This is a genomic window from Streptomyces tricolor (assembly GCF_002155905.1).
Lineage (GTDB): Bacteria > Actinomycetota > Actinomycetes > Streptomycetales > Streptomycetaceae > Streptomyces > Streptomyces tricolor.
In genome coordinates this window covers 1-509 of sequence record NZ_MUMF01000956.1, presented here as the reverse complement: position 1 = coordinate 509, position 509 = coordinate 1, and the positions used below count along the sequence as shown (strand labels likewise).

The window sequence follows — 509 nt, the reverse complement described above, 5'->3', positions numbered from 1 at the left end:
GCTGCTCGCCCCCGCCGACGGCCCCGAGCGCGTCCGGCTCCTCACCGCCTGGGGCGAGTCGCTGCTCCGGCGCGCCTCCTCCGGCGACGGAGCCGGCGTGGTGGACCGGGCCGAGTACGTGCTGCGCGAGGCCCTGAAGTCGCTGCCCGCCCGGTCCGCGCACCGCGGCCGGCTCCAGGGCCTGGTCGGCAGCGCGCTCGCCCAGCGCTTCCGCCACCTCGGTTTCCTGCCCGACCTGTTCGAGAGCCGGCACCTGCTCGGCCAGGCGGTCCGCGCGGCGACCGACGCGGCCGTCCGGGCCGAGGTGTGGCTCCAGCTGGGCCGGGTGCGGCTGGAGGGCTGGTACCACGCGGGCGCGCCGGTGCTGATGGAGGCGCTCCAGGCCTACGAGAACGCCGAGCGGGAGGCGGCCGCGGCCCACGGCGGCGACCCCGGCTCGGTGACCGCCGCCCGCGCCCGGCACGGCTGCGGCGCGGTGCTGGCGCTGATGGGGCGGCCCGGCGCGGCCG

General features: G+C 80.2%; 1 pseudogene. It reads left to right on the top strand.

The window, feature by feature from the left end:
* Nucleotides 1-509, top strand: a pseudogene (locus CCN44_RS41870) (SAV_2336 N-terminal domain-related protein); the annotation flags it as partial.